13 protein-coding genes are annotated in these 14,813 nt (G+C 72.0%); 8 read left to right on the top strand and 5 right to left on the bottom strand.

Translation table 11 applies throughout. From position 1 onward, the window contains the following. Positions 1–236 precede the first annotated feature (236 nt). The 5 genes from ACWD6N_RS08750 to ACWD6N_RS08730 all read left to right on the top strand — a co-directional run bounded on the left by ACWD6N_RS08750 (position 237) and on the right by ACWD6N_RS08730 (position 6,015). A complete protein-coding gene (locus ACWD6N_RS08750; protein ID WP_354963059.1) occupies positions 237–1,523 on the top strand; it encodes an ABC transporter substrate-binding protein in 1,287 nt (428 codons plus the stop codon). A 108-nt stretch (positions 1,524–1,631) separates the two neighbouring features. After that, positions 1,632–2,603: a carbohydrate ABC transporter permease gene (locus ACWD6N_RS08745; RefSeq protein ID WP_354963058.1), complete on the top strand. Its 972-nt coding sequence runs from the start codon at positions 1,632–1,634 to the stop codon at positions 2,601–2,603. 10 nt (positions 2,604–2,613) lie between these two features. Then, positions 2,614–3,456, top strand: a complete 843-nt coding sequence (locus tag ACWD6N_RS08740; protein ID WP_354963057.1) for a carbohydrate ABC transporter permease — start codon at positions 2,614–2,616, stop codon at positions 3,454–3,456. Continuing rightward, positions 3,453–4,886, top strand: coding sequence for a GH1 family beta-glucosidase (locus tag ACWD6N_RS08735; RefSeq protein WP_354963056.1), 1,434 nt, complete (start codon positions 3,453–3,455; stop codon positions 4,884–4,886). Before ACWD6N_RS08740 ends, ACWD6N_RS08735 begins: the two co-directional genes overlap by 4 nt. Before the next feature lie 82 nt (positions 4,887–4,968). Further along, complete coding sequence (locus ACWD6N_RS08730) at positions 4,969–6,015, top strand: LacI family DNA-binding transcriptional regulator (protein WP_354963055.1); 1,047 nt, start codon at positions 4,969–4,971, stop codon at positions 6,013–6,015. A gap of 98 nt (positions 6,016–6,113) precedes the next feature. Here ACWD6N_RS08730 and ACWD6N_RS08725 read toward each other — a convergent pair whose 3' ends face one another. Together ACWD6N_RS08725 and ACWD6N_RS08720 are read right to left on the bottom strand one after the other, a co-directional pair. After that, positions 6,114–7,334, bottom strand: coding sequence for an acyl-CoA dehydrogenase family protein (locus ACWD6N_RS08725; RefSeq protein WP_354963054.1), 1,221 nt, complete (start codon positions 7,332–7,334; stop codon positions 6,114–6,116). Beyond that, positions 7,334–8,413, bottom strand: coding sequence for a phosphotransferase family protein (locus tag ACWD6N_RS08720; RefSeq protein WP_354963053.1), 1,080 nt, complete (start codon positions 8,411–8,413; stop codon positions 7,334–7,336). Before ACWD6N_RS08720 ends, ACWD6N_RS08725 begins: the two co-directional genes overlap by 1 nt. 141 nt (positions 8,414–8,554) lie before the next feature. Between ACWD6N_RS08720 and ACWD6N_RS08715 the strand changes: the two genes are divergently transcribed. Both ACWD6N_RS08715 and ACWD6N_RS08710 read left to right on the top strand, forming a co-directional pair. Further along, positions 8,555–9,259 carry an ACT domain-containing protein gene (locus ACWD6N_RS08715; protein ID WP_354963052.1) on the top strand — a complete coding sequence of 235 codons (705 nt, stop codon included), beginning with the start codon at positions 8,555–8,557 and terminating at the stop codon, positions 9,257–9,259. 92 nt (positions 9,260–9,351) lie between these two features. Further along, positions 9,352–10,413 carry a GNAT family N-acetyltransferase gene (locus tag ACWD6N_RS08710; RefSeq protein ID WP_354963051.1) on the top strand — a complete coding sequence of 354 codons (1,062 nt, stop codon included), beginning with the start codon at positions 9,352–9,354 and terminating at the stop codon, positions 10,411–10,413. Between the two features lie 65 nt (positions 10,414–10,478). Here the strand turns inward: ACWD6N_RS08710 and ACWD6N_RS08705 are convergent, their stop codons facing one another. The 3 genes from ACWD6N_RS08705 to ACWD6N_RS08695 form a co-directional block, all read right to left on the bottom strand. Continuing rightward, the gene (locus ACWD6N_RS08705; protein WP_354963050.1) at positions 10,479–10,877 is read right to left on the bottom strand and encodes a VOC family protein; all 399 of its coding nucleotides are present in this window, start codon (positions 10,875–10,877) and stop codon (positions 10,479–10,481) included. Positions 10,878–10,966: 89 nt separating this feature from the next. After that, complete coding sequence (locus ACWD6N_RS08700) at positions 10,967–12,532, bottom strand: aldehyde dehydrogenase family protein (protein ID WP_354963049.1); 1,566 nt, start codon at positions 12,530–12,532, stop codon at positions 10,967–10,969. Between the two features lie 574 nt (positions 12,533–13,106). Beyond that, positions 13,107–14,123, bottom strand: coding sequence for an SMP-30/gluconolactonase/LRE family protein (locus ACWD6N_RS08695; protein ID WP_354962230.1), 1,017 nt, complete (start codon positions 14,121–14,123; stop codon positions 13,107–13,109). Between the two features lie 274 nt (positions 14,124–14,397). On the opposite strand from ACWD6N_RS08695, the gene ACWD6N_RS08690 reads away from it, so the two are divergent. Continuing rightward, positions 14,398–14,784 (top strand): STAS domain-containing protein, encoded by a 387-nt coding sequence (locus ACWD6N_RS08690; RefSeq protein ID WP_354962229.1) that lies wholly within the window; start codon positions 14,398–14,400, stop codon positions 14,782–14,784. Positions 14,785–14,813: the final 29 nt, after the last annotated feature.

Raw genomic sequence — 14,813 nt, 5'->3', positions numbered from 1 at the left:
CGCGTTTTCGGGTGACCTGCCACCGGGGTCGATGGCGGTAACGATCTGGGAACGCTCCCATCGCCCTATTGACACCCCCGTTACCCGCCGGCAATCTCATGGGAGCGCTCCCGGAGGTGGCGCGGGTCACCCACGCTCCTCCATCCGGCCGCCGGCACCGCCGGCGCCGACCCGGCGCGGCAAGCACCCCCCACCACAAACCACCCAGCCTCACCACCGGAAAGAGGGGTCAGCGAATGAGTGTCACCACGCGGCGTACCCGCCTGGCGGCCGCTGCCCTGGCCGCGATCACCGCAATCGGCGGTCTCGCAGCCTGCGGCAACGACGACGAGCCGGCGGCCGGCGAGAAGCCGGCCAAGCTGGTCGTCGACACCTTCGGCGAGTTCGGCTACGACGAGATCGTCAAGCAGTACGAGAAGGACACCGGAATCAAGGTCGAGCTGCGCAAGACCGCCCAGCTCGGTGAGTACCGGCCGAAGCTGGTCCGCTACCTGGCCACCGGCAAGGGCGCGGCGGACGTCACCGCCCTGGAAGAGGGCATCCTCAACGAGTTCAAGCCCAACCCGCGCAACTGGGCCGACCTCACGCCGCTGGTCGCCGACCACTCCAAGGAGTACCTGCCCTGGAAGTGGGAGCTGGGCAAGGCATCGGACGGCCGGCTGATCGGCCTGCCGACCGACGTCGGCAGCCTCGCGGTCTGCTACCGCAAGGACCTGTTCCAGGCGGCCGGCCTGCCCACCGAGCGCGACCAGGTGTCGGCGCTCTGGACGGACTGGAAGGGCTTCCACGAGGCCGGCCTGAAGTACAAGCAGGGCAGCGGCGGCAAGGCGTTCATCGACTCGATCACCGCCGTCTCCAACGGCGTGCTCTTCCAGGGCAACGGTGATCTGTTCTACGACAAGGACGACAACATCATCGCGGACACCAGCCCCGCGGTGAAGAACGCCTGGGACACCGCCACCTCGATGGCGGACATCTCCGCCAAGGCGCAGACCTGGTCGCCGGAGTGGTCGGGTGGCTTCAAGCAGGGCACCTTCGCGGCCACCTTCTGCCCGTCCTGGATGCTCGGCATCGTCTCGGACAACTCCGGTGCGGCCAACAAGGGCAAGTGGGATGTCGCGGCCGTGCCGGGTGGCGGCGGTAACTGGGGCGGCTCGTGGCTCGCGGTTCCGGAGCAGAGCAAGTACCCGAAGGAGGCGGCGAAGCTCGCCGAGTACCTGACCAACGCGAAGAGCCAGGTGGACGCCTTCAAGCTCAAGGGCCCGCTGCCCACCAACCTGGAGGCGCTGAAGAACGACGCGTTCCTCAGCTACACCAACGAGTACTTCAGCAACGCGCCGACCGGCAAGATCTTCGGGGAGAGCGTCGCCAAGATCCAGCCGATCCACCTGGGTCCGAAGCACCAGGCGGTGAAGGAGAACGCGCTCGAGCCGGCCCTGCGGGCGTTCGAGAACGGGCAGGCCGACAAGGCGAAGGCCTGGGAGCAGTTCACGAAGGACGCAAAGACTCAGGGTGCCTTCTGAGTGATTCCCTGCCGGTGGCGTTCGGGAGTACCCGGACGCCACCGGCCGGTCCCCTCCGCGTAGCTCCCTGCGCGAGGGCCCCGGGCCTCGCCGGAAAAGGAAATTCGCATGAGCCTGTCGGCCACGACCGCACCGCCGTCGCCAGCAGCACCGCCTTCTCCCGACGTCTCTTCCCGACGTAGCCGGGGAAGGTTTCTCAACCGCCTCGATGTCAAGTACTCGCCGTACCTCTACATCGCCCCCTTCTTCCTGATCTTCGGCGCGTTCGGGTTGTACCCGATGTTGCGTACCGCCTGGATGTCGCTGCACGACTGGGACATGATCGGCGACCGCTCGTTCATCGGCTTCGACAACTACACTCGGCTAGCGTCCGACGAGTACTTCTGGAACGCGCTGGTCAACACGTTCGGCATCTTTGCCCTGTCGACCATCCCGCAGCTGTTGCTCGCCCTCTTCCTGGCGAACCTGCTCAACCGGACCTTCCTGCGCGCCAAGACCTTCTTCCGGATGGCCATCTTCATGCCGAACGTGGTGTCGGTGGCCGCGGTCGCGATCGTCTTCGGGATGCTGTTCCAGCGGGAGTTCGGCCTGTTCAACTGGCTGCTCGGCTTCGTCGGTGTCGACCCGGTCGACTGGGACGGGCACCGCTGGAGTTCCTGGATGGCCATCTCCTCCATGGTCAACTGGCGGTGGACCGGGTACAACACCCTGATCCTGCTCGCCGGCATGCAGGCGATCCCGAAGGACCTCTACGAGGCCGCGGCGATCGACGGCGCCAGCCAGTGGCGGCAGTTCTGGCAGATCACCCTGCCCATGCTCAAGCCCACCTTCATCTTCGTGGTCATCCTGTCCACGATCGGCGGCATGCAGCTCTTCACCGAGCCCCTGCTCTTCGGCAACGGCAACATCATCGGCGGCAACCAGCGGGAGTTCCAGACGCTGGCCATGTACATGTACGAGATGGGCATCGTGAACCTGAACACCGCCGGCTACGGAGCCGCGGTCGCCTGGGCCATCTTCATGATCATCGTTGTGGTGTCGGTGTTCAACTTCCTACTCGTCCGCCGCTCGGCAAAGTGAGGAGAGATCGATGATCTCGGCTTCCCAGCGCCTGTGGCGCACCAGCCCGCTGACCTACATGGCGCTCGTCCTCGCGGCGCTGCTGTCGATCTACCCGTTCTACTACATGATGGTGATCGGCACTCGCAGCCTGGAATCCATCAACGACGTGCCGCCGCCGCTGACCCCCGGCGGAGCGTTCGGTGACAACTTCGGGCGGGTGCTCGACAACGACGCCGCCAACTTCCTCACCGGCATGATGAACTCGATCATCGTCTCCTCGGTGGTCACCCTGTCGGTGGTGCTCACCGGTTCGCTGGCCGGGTTCGCCTTCGCCAAGCTGCGGTTCAAGGGCAGCAACGCCCTCCTGCTGGCGATCATCGTCACCATGATGATCCCGACCCAGATGGGGCTCATCCCGCTCTGGGGCATGATGCAGGACCTGGGGTGGTACGACACCCTCTACGCGGTCACCGTGCCATTCCTGGTCACCGCCTTCGGCGTGTTCATGATGCGGCAGTACGCCAGCCAGGCGATCTCCGACGAGCTGATCGAGGCCGGTCGCGTCGACGGGGCGAGCACGTTCCGGATCTACTGGAGCATCGTGCTGCCCGCGCTGCGTCCCGCCGCCGGCGTCCTCGGTCTGCTGACCTTCATGGAGACCTGGAACTCGTTCCTCTGGCCGTACGCCATCCTCACCCCGGAGAACCCGACCCTGCAGGTCTCGCTCTCCTTCCTCTCGTACGCCTACTACACCGACTACTCCCAGGTGTTCGCCGCCACGGCCATCGGTACCGTTCCGCTGGTCATCGTGTTCATCGTGTTCGGCCGCCAGATCATCGGCGGGATCATGGAAGGTGCCGTCAAGTCGTGAGCAACCCCGCCAGCCCGCCCGCCGTCGGCGTCCTCGACGAGCGCCCCGGGCTGACCTTTCCGCCCGGCTTCCTGTGGGGGGCCGCGACCGCGGCGTACCAGATCGAGGGGGCGGCGGCCGAGGACGGCCGTACCCCGTCGATCTGGGACACCTTCAGCCACACCGACGGCCGGGTGGTCGCCGGGCACACCGGCGACGTGGCCTGCGACCACTACCACCGGCTCGGCGGCGACGTCGCGCTGATGGCGGAGCTGGGGCTCAAGTCGTACCGTTTCTCGGTCTCCTGGCCCCGGGTGCAGCCCGGCGGCGCCGGCGCGGCCAACCCGCAGGGCCTGGACTTCTACCGCCGGCTCGTCGACGAGCTGCTGGCGCACGGGATCGAGCCGTGGCTCACCCTCTACCACTGGGACCTGCCGCAGCCGCTGGAGGACGCCGGGGGCTGGCCGGCCCGGGACACCGCCGCCCGCTTCGCCGACTACACCACGCTGGTCGCCGACGCGCTCGGCGACCGGGTGCGCTACTGGACCACGCTGAACGAGCCGTGGTGCTCGGCGTTCCTCGGCTACGGCTCCGGGGTGCACGCCCCCGGCCGGTCCAACGGAGCGGACGCGGTCCGCGCCGGGCACCACCTGATGCTCGGGCACGGCCTGGCCGTGCAGGCGCTGCGGGCCGCCCGGCCCGGCTCCGAGGTGGGGGTGACCGTCAACCTCTACCCCGTCGACCCGGCCAGCGACGCGCCCGGCGACGTCGACGCCGCCCGGCGGATCGACGGGCTGGCCAACCGGTTCTTCCTCGACCCGCTGCTGCGCGGGTCGTACCCGGAGGACCTGGTGGCCGACCTGAGCGCGGTGACCGACTTCGATCACGTACGCGATGGTGACCTTGCCACCATCTCCACGCCGCTGGACCTGGTCGGGATCAACTACTACAGCCGGCACGTGATCGCCGCCCCGGTCGAGGGGGCCGAGCCGGAGCCGTACTGGCGGGCGCCCTCCTGCTGGCCGGGCAGCGAGGACGTCCGGTTCGTCACCCGAGGCGTCCCGGTCACGGACATGAACTGGGAAATCGACGCCCCCGGCCTGGTCGAGACGCTGCGCCGGGTGCACGACGAGTACACCGACCTGCCGCTCTACGTCACCGAGAACGGCTCGGCGTTCGTCGACACGGTGGTCGACGGGGAGGTCGACGACGTCGACCGGCTCGCCTACTTCGACGCCCACCTGCGCGCCGCGCACGAGGCGATCAGCGCCGGGGTGCCCCTGCGGGGATACTTCGCCTGGTCGCTGATGGATAATTTCGAATGGGCCTGGGGTTACACCAAGCGGTTCGGCATGATCCACGTCGACTACGAAACCCAGGTCCGCATCCCCAAGTCCAGTGCCAGGTGGTACGCCTCGGTGATCCGACGCAACGGTCTGGCCGCACAATAGGCTCGGGCCAGCCATCAGGGCGGTCCCGGTGTCCACGTCCCACAGGTGGCACCGGGCCCGCCCGCCGTCGGAGGAGCAGACGATGACAACGCAGCGCACCCGGTCGCTCGGGCGCCCGACCCTCGACGCGGTCGCGGCGCGCGCCGGCGTCGGTCGGGGCACGGTCTCCCGCGTGGTCAACGGCTCGCCCCAGGTCAGCCCGGAGGCCCGGGCCGCGGTCCAGCAGGCCATCGCCGAGCTGGGGTACGTGCCGAACCGAGCCGCCCGCGCGCTCGTCACCCAGCGGACCGACTCCGTCGCGCTGGTGGTGTCCGAATCCGGCGAACGGGTCTTCACCGAGCCGTTCTTCGCCGGCATCGTGCGGGGGATCAGCTCCGCCCTGCTGGAGACCCCGATGCAGCTCTGGCTGGCCATGGCCCAGTCGGCGGTGGAGCGGGAGCGGGTCGAGCACCACCTGACCAACCAGCACGTCGACGGCGTCCTGCTGCTGTCGTTGCACGACTCCGACCCGCTGCCGACCCTGCTGGAGGAGCGCGGGCTGCCCGCCGTGCTCGGCGGTCGGCCGGCCCGGATGCTGCAACCCGGCGCCCAGCCGGCCTGGTTCGTCGACGTGGACAACGTGGGCGGCGCCCGGCAGGCGGTGGAGTACCTGGCCGGCCGGGGGCGGCGACGCATCGCCACCATCGCCGGCCCGCAAGACATGGGCGCCGGCCTGGCCCGGCTGGCCGGCTACACCGAGGCGGTCAAGGCCAGCGGGACCGGCGTCAACCCCGACCTGATCGCGTACGGCGACTTCAGCGAGGGCAGCGGCGCGGCCGGCATGCGCCGGCTGTTGGACGCCTGCCCGGACCTGGACGCGGTCTTCGTCGCGTCCGACCTGATGGCGTTCGGCGCGCTACGGACGCTGCGCGAGGCCGGCCGGCGGGTGCCCGAGGACGTCGCGGTGGTCGGGTTCGACGACGCGCCGATCGCCCGGCAGGCGGACCCGCCACTGACCACCGTCTTCCAGCCGGTGGAGGAGATGGGCCGGCAGATGGCCCGGCTGCTGGTCGCCCGGATCCGCGGCGACGACCTCCCCGCCCCCCACATCCTCCTGGACACCCAACTGATCCACCGCACCTCCGCCTAGCCCTGGGCCCCGTCCCCGCCGTCCCCAGCCCAGTCCGGCCCCGGCCCCGGCCCACGGCCACCGCCACGATCTCGCGGTGCGCGGTGCGCGGTGCGCCGTCAGGCGGGGGTGGGGGTCCAGCGGCGGAGTTCGCGCTTGGCGAGGGAGGAGCGGTGGACCTCGTCGGGGCCGTCGGCGAGGCGCAGGGTGCGGGTCTGCGCCCACAGGGCGGCCAGCGGGGTGTCCTGGCTGACGCCGGCGCCGCCGTACCCCTGGATGGCCTTGTCGATCACCCACTCCGCCATCGCCGGGGTGCCGATCTTGATCGCCTGGATCTCGGTGTGCGCGCCCTTGTTGCCGACGGTGTCCATCAGCCAGGCCGTCTTGAGCACCAGCAGTCGGGACTGCTCGATGCGCACCCGCGACTCGGCGATCCACTCCCGGACGACGCCCTGCTCGGCCAGCGGCCGGCCGAACGCGACGCGCTCGTTCGCCCGCCGGCAGAGCAGCTCCAACGCCCGCTCGGCCATCCCGATGAGCCGCATGCAGTGGTGGATCCGGCCCGGACCCAGCCGGGCCTGGGCGATGGCGAAGCCGGTGCCCTCGGCGCCGATCAGGTTCTCCGCCGGCACCCGGACGTCGGTGAAGTCGATCTCGGCGTGCCCGCCGTGTGAACCGTCGGTGTAGCCGAAGACGGTCATGCCCCGGCGCACCGTCACGCCCGGGGTGTCCCGGGGGACCAGCACCATGCTCTGCTGGCGGTGCCGGTCGGCGCCGGGGTCGGTCTTGCCCATCACGATGAAGATCTCGCAGCGCGGGTCCATCGCACCGGACGACCACCACTTGCGGCCGTTGATGACGTGCTCGTCGCCGTCGCGGACGATCCGGGTGGCGATGTTGGTGGCGTCGGAGGACGCGACGTCCGGCTCGGTCATGCAGAACGCGGACCGGATCTCGCCTTCCAGCAGCGGCATCAGCCAGCGCTCCCGCTGCGCCTGCGAACCGAACTCGGCCAGCAGCTCCATGTTGCCGGTGTCCGGCGCCGCGCAGTTGACCGCCTCCGGCGCCAGGTGTGGGCTGCGCCCGGTCAGCTCGGCGAGCGGAGCGTACTGGAGATTGGTCAGGCCGGCGCCGTAGCGCGGGTCGGGCAGGAAGAGGTTCCACAGGCCGCGCTTGCGGGCCTCCGCCTTCAGCTCGGCCAGCACCGGGGTACGCGACCACGGGTCGCCGGCGGCCACTTGCTCGGCGTGCACCGCCTCGGCCGGATAGACGTGCTCGGTCAGGAACCGGGTCAGCTCGTCGCGCAGCTCCTCGGTCCGGGTGTCGTACGAGAAGTCCATCACCGCTCCCTGGCGGCGGTCAGCCCGTGCGCGACCAGCGGTGCCACCATCTCGCCGATCCGGTCGAAGCCCTCGCCGAGCGTCTGCCCGAGCGAGTGGCGGTAGTGGATGCCCTCGCAGATGACCGCGAGCTTGAAACAGCCGAGCGCCACGTGCCAGTGCAGCGGCCCGACGTCGACGTCGCTGCGCCCCGCGTACCGGTCGATCAGCTCGGCGCCGGTGGGGAAGCCGGCACGCGGGCCGAGCCCGTCGGCCACCGGGTTGCCGGCGGCCGTCTCGCTGTCGCCCAGCACGTCCCAGTACGTCAACAGCAGCCCCAGGTCGGCCAGCGGGTCACCGAGGGTGGCCATCTCCCAGTCCAGCACCGCGTGCACGGCGACCGGGTCGGCCGAGGCGAGGAGATTGTCCAGGCGGTAGTCGCCGTGCACGATGCGGCCGGCGTTCGCGCCCTCCGGCGCGGTGGTGGCGAGCAGGTCCCGCAACTCGTCGATGCCCGGCAGCGGGCGGCTGCGTGAGCGGTCGAGCTGCCCGGCCCACCGGCGGACCTGCCGGGCCAGGTAGCCCTTCGGGCGGCCGAAGTCGCCCAACCCGACCGCCGCCGGTTCGACGGTGTGCAGCGCCGCGAGAGTGTCCATCATCGCCATGGCCAGCGCGCGGCGTCGCTCGTCGCCCAGCGGATCGGTCTGCCGGCGGGTGCGGAACACCTCGCCGGGCATCCGCTCCATCAGGTAGAACGGCGCGCCGATCACCTCCGGCTCGGTGCAGAGCAGCAGTGCACCCGGCACCGGCACCTCGGTCGGCGCCAGCGCCGAGATGACCCGGAACTCGCGGCCCATGTCGTGCGCGGTCGCCAGCACGTGCCCCAGCGGTGGCCGGCGCAGCACGACCTCGCGGTCGCCGAGGCTCAGCAGGTAGGTGAGGTTGGACTTGCCGCCCGCGATCAGCTGTGCCCGCAGTGGCCCGACGGCCAGCTCGGGGTGGTGTTCCGCCAGATAGCCGGCGAGCCGGTCCAGGTCCAGACCGGCGGGGGACGCCGGAAGGGCCCCCGGCCGGAGCGCATCGACGGCCGGATCGGTCATCCGACTAGTTGATGGCAGCCCGCTCACGTTGTCAAGGTCAGATTTTCCCCTAGGGACATGCCTCTGCAACAGGGACGAAATGGTCAACGCCCAGGCTGTGACCAGCCGGCCGGCGCCGGCCCGCCGAGCGGAGGGACAGACATGTTGCTGCGAGTTCGGGTCACCCTGCCGGACCGTCCGGGCACCCTCGGCCAGGTCGCCCGCACGTTGGGCGTGTCCGGTGCGGACATCGTCCAGGTGGTCGTCCTGGAGCGGCTCGGCGGGCGCGCGGTGGACGACTTCACGGTGGTCTGGCCGGGCGCGGCCCGGGTGGAGCGGCTGCTGGCCGGGCTCGCGGCGATCCCGGGCGTACGGGTCGACGGCGTGTGGCGGGCGATCGGCGCGCCCACCACCACCGGTCAGGACGCCGAGCTGCTGGCCCAGGTCGCCGCGAACCCGGCCGACGGGCTGGCCACGCTGGTCGACGCGGTACCCGGGCTGCTGGCGGCCGACTGGGCCGTCGCCGCCGTGGTGCCGGTGGACTGGGCCTCGCGGGCCGGAGGCACCGGTGGGGCGACCATCGGGCACGCCAGCTGGCGGGCCCCCGTACCGCCGCGACTTCCGGAGGTGACCCCGCTGCGCGGCCGGTCGATGACCACCCCCGACGGCACCCACCACGCGATCGCGCCGTTCGGGCGGGCCGGCCTGGTCCTGGTGGTGGCCCGCGAGCAGAGCGGGACCCTCTCCGCCGCCGCGTTCCACAGCACCGAGGTGGACCGGCTCACCCAGCTCGTCCGGGCCAGCGCGGTGATCCTCGGCGACCGGCTGGACCTGGTCGGCGCGCCCCCGGTGATCGCCGGCCCCTGAGCGGTGGCCCGAGGAGTTCCCGAGCCGTCACCGGCGAGCAACCGGGTGGCAACAGCCCGGGACGAGGCTCGTACCGGGGAAGGGAGCCAACCATGACGTTGTGGCGGATCCGAGCGACCGTGGACGACCGGCCGGGTTACCTGTCGGTCCTCACGGCGAGCCTCGCGCTGCGCGGAGTCAACATCCTCACCGTGCAGGTGCAGCCCACCGAGCACGGCGCGGTGGACGATTTCCTCGTCGACGCGCCGGACGCGCTCGACGAGGCCGAGTTGCTCGCCGCCGTCGAGCGGGGGCGGGGCCGGGACTGCTGGGTGGCGCGCAGCGAGGCGCGTGGCCTGGCCGACCAGCCCACCCGGGTGCTCGGGCTGGCCAGCCGGCTGGTGCGCGACCCGGACGCGACCGGCGAGGCGCTGTCCACCCTGCTCGGCGCCGACTCGGTCAGCTGGCGGCCCGCGTCGACCAGCGTCGACCGGGGGATCATCGGCACCAGGATGCTGCTGGCGGACCCGGCGGGCGGCTCGTTCGCGCTACGCCGGGCCGCGCCGGCCTTCACTCCGGCGGAGTACGCCCGGGCGCAGGCCCTGGTCGAGCTGGCCGCCACCGTGACGCGCCGGGCCGCCGAACAGGTCACCGTGGTGCTGCCCGACGGCGCCGAGCTGGCCGTCCGACCGGCCTGCGCGCACGACCTGCCCGGCGTGCTGGAGCTGCACGAGGGGTGCTCGCCACGCACCCGGCAACGGCGCTACCTGAGCGGGGCGGCGCTGCCGCAGCAGGCCCGGTTGCGCAGGCTGCTGGAGCCGAGCCGAGGGCTGACCCTGCTCGCCACGGCCACCGACGACGGCGGCGTGGAGTCGGTGGTCGCGATGGCGAACCTGCTCGGTGAGGGCGACGAGGCCGAGGTGGCGCTGCTGGTGCGTGACGACTGGCAGCGGCGTGGGCTCGGCTCGGTGTTGCTACGCCGGCTGGCCCGGCACGCCGACCGGGCCGGGTACGCGGCGCTGGTGCTGCACGTACAGGCCGAGAACACCCCGATGCTGCGCACCCTGCGCCGGCTGAACCGGCCCAGCTCGGCCGAGCGTGACGGGACCCTGCTCAGTCTCACCGTCCCGCTCACCGCGGAAAGGAAGGGCACCTTCTTAACGCCTGGTGCATAGGAAGGGCCCCTTGTTAACAACGAGGCAGCTCGCGGAGGTTCACCCGGGGACGGAGCGCGGACGTGTCAACGCGCGGGCGGTTCGCGCTGGCCGCACACGCAGAACCGGTTGCCCTCGGGGTCGGCGAGCACCACGTACGGCGGCTCCGTCGGATGCGGGTCGGTGGGGTAGTGCCCCCACTCCACCCGCCGGGCGCCGAGGGCGAGCAGCCGGTCGAGTTCCTCGTCGAGGCTGCGCTCGCCGGCGTCGAGGTCCATGTGGAACCGAGGGAACTCCTGCACCGGGCTCTCGCTGAGGTCCATCGCGATGGCCAAGCCCGGCGCCCCGGGCGGTGGCTCCAGCACGATCCAGTCATCGCCCTCGAATCGGGGCGCCCGACGACGGTAGCCGAGGGCCGCGGCCCAGAACGTTCCCGCCCGGTCGGCGTCGGACACGCCCAGGGAAAGCTGCGCGATGATCGCCATCTCTTTACGGTACGCCGCCAGGCCCGGTGTTAAGAGGGGCCCCTTGCTATGCACCAGGCGTTAACAAGGGGCCCTTCCTTACATCTCGGTCAGGTGGTGGGGTAGCTGCTGTAGTCGGGGAAGTTGCCGTAGAGCCGGCTGTCGCCGCCGACGGTGACGGCCTGCACGAGGAGGTCACCGCCGACGAACGCGCCCTTCCAGGAGGCGCCCCGCCCGCCGAACGGCTCGTCGCGATCGCCCCGCGAGCGCGGCTTGTTGATGCCCACCTTGAACGCCTGGAGGTCCACCGCGAGCTTGCCGGCCTCGTCGGTGTCGTCGCAGGCCAGCGACGCGACGAGTGCGCCGTTGGAGGCGTTCATGGCGGCCAGCAACTCGTCGGTGGTGTCCACCACGACGATCGTGTCGACCGGCCCGAACGGTTCGGCGTGCATCAGCCGGGACCGTCCGGGCGGGGCGAGCAGCACCGACGGCGCCACGTACGCCGAGGTGTCCTGCCCGGGCAGGAACGGCGCGCCGGTCAGCTTGCCCCGGTGCAGCGGCACCGCGCCGCCGCGGACCGCCTCGTCGACCTTCCGGCGCAGTTCCTCGGCCTTGGCGGCGCTGATCAGCGGCCCGAAGTCCAGCTCGGGTAGCGGGTCGCCGGGCCGCCAGGTCTCCTCGACCGCGAGGGGATGCCCGAATCGGATCGAGGAGACCACCGGCAGGTACATGTCGAGGAACTCGTCGACCAGGTCACGCTGTACGACGAACCGGGGGTACGCGGTGCAGCGCTGCTTGCCGTACTCGAAGCCCTTCCTGAGGTGCGCGGCGAGCATGTCCCACTGGGAGAAGTTCCAGATGCCCCAGGCGTTCAGGCCCTCCTGCTCGATGAAGTGCCGTTTGTCGCTGTCGAGCAGCGCGGCGGCCACCTTGCCCCCGTTGGAGCGCCCGCCGACGAACGCCACCGCGCCGATCTCGGGTGCCCGGACCAGCACTTCGGACAGTTCCTCGCCGCCGCCGGAGACCAGCGTGGCGGGCAGTCCGGCCCGGCGCATCAGCGCGTGCGCGACGGTCAGGCAGACCGCGCCGCCCTGGGACGGGGTCTTGGCGATGACCGCGTTGCCGGCGAGTAGTTGGACCAGTTCGGCGTGCACGAGGACGCTCATCGGGTAGTTCCACGAGGCGATGTTGCTGACCGGGCCGGGTAGCGGCTCGCGGCCGTCGGCCAGCATCCGGTCGATTTCGCCCGCGTACCAGCGGACGCCGTCCAATGCCCGGTCCACATCGGCGCAGGCCAGCCGCCACGGCTTGCCGATTTCCCAGACCAGCAGCAGCGCGAGCAGGTCGCGGTGGGCGGTGAGCGCGTCCAGCGCGTCGATGACCCGCGCCTTGCGGTCGGCGAGCGGGGTCTGGGCCCAGGCCCGGTGCGCGGCGGCGGCGTGCGCGACGGCGGCGCGGGCGGTGTCGGCGTCGAGCCGGGGGAGGTTGATCACCACGGTGTTGTCCACCGGGGTGCGGACCGGGGCGGGGCGGCCGACGGCCCGCCACTCGCCCTCGACCAGGTTGTGCAGGGTGGTGACACCGTCCACCTCGGCGCCGAACGCCTCGGGGGTGGCGGCCACCGCGCGGGCGAGTACGTCGGACCATGCGGTGCCCTCGGCGAGTCGTAGTGCCATCGCGTTCTCCTCAGGGTTGACCGGGGGAGCGGCGGCGTCGATGGCACCGCTGGTGATCGGTACTGTCCCGCGCCGGGTAGCGGGTCAGCAACAGTACGTTTGTCTGGCTGGATGCCCCGAGGCGCGCTCGTCGGACGTTGCGCGCGGCGTTGACCGGCCTGAACTGCGGGTAAGTCTGCCAGCTATTTATTGCCGTCGATGATGTGAGCTATCTCCAGGCGCCGTCGACCGGGTTACCCGTCGGTACGGATCGGCATCCGCAACGGATCAACCGCCACCGACGACGGCGGCCGGGGGGCGGGCCGGGGGCGGCGGGCGGGGGCGGGGGGGCGGGGGGTAGGGATGGGGTTGTGGTAAGGGGGGGGAGGGGGCGCAGGAATAGGAAGGGGGGCACCCACGAGAGGGGGGGGGCGCCCCCCCCCCCCCCGCCCCCCGGGCCCCGCCCCGCCCACCCCCCCCCGCGGCCCCGGGGGCCGCCCCCCCGGGGCGGCCGCCCCCCCCGGACCCGGTGCAGGAACCCCGGGGACACGTCGCCGGCGGGTGCCGGCACCGGGGACGATGCCGGCCCGGGCGTTCAGGCCAGCGGTACCCGTGCCACCCCGGGCCCGATCAGGCTGCCCAGCCAGAGCTGGTCGCCGTGCTGGCGTACCCCGGTGATCATCCAGTAGTGCCCGGTCGGGCCGTGCAGCGTCCGGCGGACCGTGCCCGCGCCGTCGACCAGCGCGACCAGCCCGTAGCGGCGCGGCTGCGGCTGCATCGCATCGGGCAGCAGGGCGGCGAGCTGGCGCAGTCGCGGGTGCGGCAGCAGCCGCTCGGCGATCGGCACCCGCGGGCTGGGCAGCGCGATCCAGTACGTTCCGTCGCCCACCGCGGAGAGATTGTCCGGATAGGCGGGCAGGTCGGCGAGCACCCGCACCCCGCCGCCCAGCTCGACGCGGAGCAGCCGGTGGGTGGTGGTCTCCACCAGCATCAGCGCCGACTCGTCGGGGGTCAGTGCGATGCCGTTGGGGAAGTACAGCCCCTCGGCCACGACCTCGGTGCGCCCGCTGGCCGGGTCGTGCGCGAGCACCCGGCCGTTGGGGCGGTGCTCCAGCAGGTCCCGCTTCCAGTGTGAGACCGGGAACCGGTCGGAGGAGTCGGTGAAGAAGATGGTGCCGTCGCGGGCCACCGTCGCGTTGTTGGCCAGGTGCACCGGGGGCGCGGTGCCGGTCAGCTCGCGTACCGCTCCGTCGGGCGTGACCCGCAGCAACCCCCGGTACGCGTCGCAGACGATCAGCGCCGCACCGGACCGGTCCAGCTCGATGCCGAGCGGCCGGCCGCCGGTCTCGGCCAGCAGGCGGGGTCGGGTGCCGGGCGGCGCGTCGGCCGGCCACCACCAGAGTCGGCCGTCCTCGTCCCCACTGATCACCCGGCCGGTCGGGTCGACCAGCACGTCCTCCGGACCGACGGCACCGTCGGGCAGGGGCAGGAGGTCGACCTGGTCGAGCCGGCGGTCGGTGGCCGCCCAGGCCCCGGTGAGCGGGGGAGGGACGGTGGCCTGCTCGCGGACGGGCCGGATGAGCCGGGGTGGCCGGGGCCGGGGGATCAGCATCGGTCCATTCTCCACCGCCGATGCCGGCCGGGCCGGCTCACCACCGCGGCGCGGCGCGGGGGAGGTCGAGCAGACGGCGTCCGGCTCCCGGTGGTCGGCGCGTGCGTCGAGCGGCGGGGCCGATGTTGCCCGTCGTGTCGGGCGCGGGGCCGGGGGGACCCCTGGCCTCCGCCGTAAGGGGGATCGGGGTGGCCTCGGGGTCTGACCCTGGACGTACCCGGAATCACTCCGTGGAGGGGCGAAACTGTCGGGGGTGGGGGCTAGATTTCTGGGCATGGGTGAGGGCAGCGACCGGTTCGACGTGCAGGTCAGCGTGGGTGATCAGGTGGTCCTGGTGCGGGTGACCGGCGAGGTCGACATCGCCACGGTGGCCGCGTTCCGCTCCGCCCTGTGGGCCGCACCGGCCCGCCCGGTGCTCCAGCTGGACCTGTCCGAGCTGCGACTGCTCTCCGCCGCGGGGGTGCGCGCGCTGCTCGCCGCGCATCTGCGGGTCCGGGCCCGTGGCGGCCAGCTGGTCCTGGTCGATCCGACCCCGGTGGTGGCCCGGGTGCTGCGCGCCACCGCCCTGCACCGGGTGATGCCGATCCTGGAGCCGGCCCGAGTGGTCGAGGCCGCGCGTCGCCCGGAGGTCGAGGCCGCGCACCTGGTGCTGGCCGCCTGACCATCGCCCTCCGCCCGGCGGCGGGGGCC

The organism is Micromonospora sp. NPDC005163, assembly GCF_053599835.1.
This window is presented reverse-complemented; position numbering and strand designations above follow the sequence as displayed.

Bases quoted from the DNA above. Each gene is read 5' to 3' on its own strand.
- ACWD6N_RS08690 (WP_354962229.1), top strand. From the start codon at position 14,398: ATGGGTGAGGGCAGCGACCGGTTCGACGTGCAGGTCAGCGTGGGTGAT.
- ACWD6N_RS08710 (WP_354963051.1), top strand. From the start codon at position 9,352: ATGACGTTGTGGCGGATCCGAGCGACCGTGGACGACCGGCCGGGTTAC.
- ACWD6N_RS08705 (WP_354963050.1), bottom strand. From the start codon at position 10,877: ATGGCGATCATCGCGCAGCTTTCCCTGGGCGTGTCCGACGCCGACCGG.
- ACWD6N_RS08700 (WP_354963049.1), bottom strand. From the start codon at position 12,532: ATGGCACTACGACTCGCCGAGGGCACCGCATGGTCCGACGTACTCGCC.
- ACWD6N_RS08740 (WP_354963057.1), top strand. From the start codon at position 2,614: ATGATCTCGGCTTCCCAGCGCCTGTGGCGCACCAGCCCGCTGACCTAC.
- ACWD6N_RS08745 (WP_354963058.1), top strand. From the start codon at position 1,632: ATGAGCCTGTCGGCCACGACCGCACCGCCGTCGCCAGCAGCACCGCCT.
- ACWD6N_RS08750 (WP_354963059.1), top strand. From the start codon at position 237: ATGAGTGTCACCACGCGGCGTACCCGCCTGGCGGCCGCTGCCCTGGCC.
- ACWD6N_RS08715 (WP_354963052.1), top strand. From the start codon at position 8,555: ATGTTGCTGCGAGTTCGGGTCACCCTGCCGGACCGTCCGGGCACCCTC.
- ACWD6N_RS08725 (WP_354963054.1), bottom strand. From the start codon at position 7,334: ATGGACTTCTCGTACGACACCCGGACCGAGGAGCTGCGCGACGAGCTG.
- ACWD6N_RS08730 (WP_354963055.1), top strand. From the start codon at position 4,969: ATGACAACGCAGCGCACCCGGTCGCTCGGGCGCCCGACCCTCGACGCG.
- ACWD6N_RS08695 (WP_354962230.1), bottom strand. From the start codon at position 14,123: ATGCTGATCCCCCGGCCCCGGCCACCCCGGCTCATCCGGCCCGTCCGC.
- ACWD6N_RS08720 (WP_354963053.1), bottom strand. From the start codon at position 8,413: ATGACCGATCCGGCCGTCGATGCGCTCCGGCCGGGGGCCCTTCCGGCG.